This is a genomic window from Ectobacillus sp., assembly GCF_056992975.1.
In genome coordinates this window covers 1-3,488 of the sequence record NZ_JBXKMX010000130.1, presented here as the reverse complement: position 1 = coordinate 3,488, position 3,488 = coordinate 1, and the positions used below count along the sequence as shown (strand labels likewise).

The 3,488-nt window shown below is 36.8% G+C and carries 3 protein-coding genes; 2 read left to right on the top strand and 1 reads right to left on the bottom strand.

Going from position 1 to position 3,488, the window contains the following annotated elements:
- Window positions 1–1,738 (bottom strand): CoA-disulfide reductase (locus tag AC11ZT_RS06555; protein WP_484058828.1); only part of this gene is annotated, 1,738 nt, incomplete at its 3' end.
- Window positions 1,739–2,048: 310 nt separating this feature from the next.
- On the opposite strand from AC11ZT_RS06555, the gene AC11ZT_RS06550 reads away from it, so the two are divergent.
- The gene (locus tag AC11ZT_RS06550; RefSeq protein WP_484058827.1) at window positions 2,049–2,549 is read left to right on the top strand and encodes a GreA/GreB family elongation factor; all 501 of its coding nucleotides are present in this window, start codon (window positions 2,049–2,051) and stop codon (window positions 2,547–2,549) included.
- 250 nt (window positions 2,550–2,799) lie between these two features.
- A partial coding sequence (gene rlmN / locus AC11ZT_RS06545; RefSeq protein WP_484058826.1) for a 23S rRNA (adenine(2503)-C(2))-methyltransferase RlmN occupies window positions 2,800–3,488 on the top strand: 689 nt, incomplete at its 3' end.

Below are 3,488 nucleotides of genomic sequence, written 5' to 3'. Positions count from 1 at the left end.
ACCTTTTCTTTATAGTTTGTGTATCAGGATCCATGGTTATATCTTTGGTATATTCTTCAAGATTCATTTCATCACTTTTACTTACTATTTTAGGATTAAAAGAAAGAATAGATGAAGTTTTATACCCCCCAGTTACATTTAGGACACGAAAGCCATTTTGAGATAATATGCGATCGGCTATATACCCTCTTATACCGACTTGACAATACTCAATAATAGTTTTATTTTGATCTAACTCATGTATTCTGGCTCTCAGACTATCTACAGGTATATTAACTGCCCCATCTATGTGACCGCTTTTAAATTCTTCTTCGGTTCTCACATCGATGAGCGTATAGTCGTCCTTGTCATGTTTAGCTATGTCTTTCCAAGCGACCATATGGGATCTTTTTGCTAAAACGTTTTGAGCTACAAAACCAGCCATATTTACAGGATCTTTAGCAGATGAAAATGGGGGAGCATAACAAAGTTCTAGTTCTGTTAAATCTTCAACCGTTCCGCCTAATCTTATCGTTGTAGCAATAACATCTATTCTTTTATCTACTCCTTCGTACCCTATACCTTGTGCGCCTAAAATCTTTCCTTCCTCATTAAAGATAAGTTTTAGCGCCATAGGTCTTGCATCAGGGTAATAGGAAGCATGAGACACGGGATGAACATAAATAACCTTGTAAGGAATTGTAAATCTTTGTAGTGTTCGTTCATTAGCTCCTGTGCTTGCCGCAACTATATTAAAAACTTTAATAATAGATGTACCTTGTGTTCCCTTATAGGTTGAATGGATGGCGCAAATATTATCGGCTGCTATTCTTCCTTGTTTATTGGCAGGACCAGCAAGTGGAATCGCTGTTTCTCTCTTAGTTATAAAGTCCATTACTTGTATGGCGTCTCCTACAGCGTATACCCCATCGATGTTTGTTTGCATGTTTTCATTGACGATAATATGCCCCCTTGGTCCAAGTTCCAAACCTGAATCGTTTAAAAAAGCAGTATCAGGGGCAACTCCTATTGCTAATATTGCTATATCTGCATGAAGTTTTGTATCACTATTTAATACCACTTGTATTTGTTTTCCTGACTCATTAAAGGCTTTTACACCATCATGAAGGAACAGTTTGATTCCATGGTCAGTTAGTTCTTTCTCAGCCATCACAACCATATCTGAATCAAAAGGGGCAAGGATATGAGGAGCAGCCTCGCAAAGCACCACTTCAAGTCCCCTTTCTTTTAGATTTTCAGCCATCTCTACCCCAATGTACCCACCACCAATTACTATGGCAGATTTTGTTTCATTCTTATCAACATAAGCCTTTATAGCATCCGTATCGGCAATATTTCTTAAGGTAAAAATGGTATCATGATCAATACCAGGAATGGGAGGTTTTAACGCTTTCGTTCCAGGGGAAAGGATTACATAATCATAGCTTTCTTCATACGTTCCCTTATTTTTGCTTCGAACTGTCACTTTCTTATTCTTTGTATCAACATGTGTAACCTCACTAAAAATTCTAACATCAATATTAAATCTGGCTTTCATCGCATCAGGAGTTTGTACTAAAAGTTTATCTCTGTCCTTTATAACTTCCCCAATGTAATAAGGAAGTCCGCAGTTTGCGAAGGAAATGTGTTCGTCTCTTTCAAACATTATGATTTCAGCTTTCTCATCAAGTCTTCTAAGCCTTGCAGCAGCGGAAGCACCACCTGCAACTCCGCCAACTATTAATACTTTTTTATTCATTGTACCCTCCTATACTTATTCATTTATTAAAATCCCTTCCTCTACTATAGTTTGGTGTTTTTTTATCTGACATACATAATATGTAATAAATTTAGTTCATCCATCACAATAGTCATTAAGCTATAACATAATACGCATACTTGTACTGGTGTAGTCGTTTTAAGATTTCAACAAAATGGTATCTATTATATAGAAGCCAAAAAGATAAATACGTTCAAAAAATTTTCTGTTAGAGCCAAATTCGGCAACTAGCAATCGTATTTTATTGTATGATTGTTAAAAATGAACATGTACTATTGAGGAGAGTCTTATGCCAGTTAAAATCACACCTACGGGAAAACAGTTGATTTTTCAACAAATAGCCAGTCTTGAACAAGAATTAAAGCAAGTACGTATTGATAAAAATATTGCCTATCATGCTTGTGGCGATGATAAGTTAGCCAATCCTAATTTTCATAAATTAGAACAAGATGAATACTTACTAGAAAGACGCATTCACGAAATTCAACATACGTATACAACAGCTGAGTATATTCAGTTTGATGAGCGTAATACGGAAACAGTTGATATTGGCTCTATCGTTAAGTGTTCGTTTGCGTATACAGATTTTACGGAAGAAGAAATATATGAAATCGTAGGGTACGGTGAATCGAATATAGAAGAAAACAAACTTTTCTATGATACACCGGTTGCGATGAAGTTGATAGGTTTAAAAATTGGCGAGGAAACTATTTTATTCATTCCTTCAGGAAAAGTGAAATGTAAGGTGTTACAGATGTATAGCGGATGGGACGAAGTAGGGATTCGTTAAAAGATAGTTATTGAAATCTCTACTCGTTCAATAAACAAAAGGCAGCAATCCTAGTCATGATCCCTCAATTGGGCGCAATTCTGCAGCGAGAATAGTGCCCCTTCTTTATGTTAAGGATGGGATTGTATGTTATATTTATTAAACAGTTTAATAGTAAGCATGGTGAACCGTATCATAAATAATGGAGGATTTACAAAACCATTTTAGGTAAGCTCCTTGCTTAGTATACGTATTTTCTAGGAGGTAACTTATGAATAAAGGGTCTATTTATGGATTAACATTTAATCAATTGACTGAATGGCTCAAAGAGCATGGTCATACAAAATATAGGGCATCACAGGTCTGGGATTGGCTTTATAGAAAGCGGGTAACCGATTTCTCCGAGATGCTAGACGTGAATCAGGAATGTGTTCAATTACTGGCAGATAACTTTGTCATTCAAACTTTGAGCCAGCATATCAAGCAAGAATCCTCGGACGGAACAATAAAGTTTCTATTTAAATTACCTGATGGTCACTTGATTGAAACCGTTTTGATGCGACATAAATATGGCTTATCAGTTTGTGTTACAACACAAGTAGGCTGTAATATTGGCTGCAGTTTTTGTGCAAGCGGCCTATTGGCGAAAAACCGCGACCTTACGAGCGGAGAAATTGTCGAACAGATTATGAACGTGCAACTTCTTCTCGATCAGATGGGACAAGGAGAAAACGTAAGTCACATTGTCGTAATGGGGATCGGTGAGCCATTTGATAATTTTGAAAATCTAGTGGATTTCCTAAAGGTAGTTACGGACTATAAAGGACTCGCCATAGCTGCGAGACATATCACGGTATCAACCAGTGGCCTTGCCAGCAAAATTTATGAATTTACAGATACTCAGTTGCCGGTAAATTTGGCAATCTCCTTGCATGCGCCAAATAATGAACTAAGATCCCG

What these genes read in the sequence shown, in the direction of transcription:
- AC11ZT_RS06550 (WP_484058827.1), top strand. Translation starts at nt 2,049, where the DNA reads ATGCCAGTTAAAATCACACCTACGGGAAAACAGTTGATTTTTCAACAA.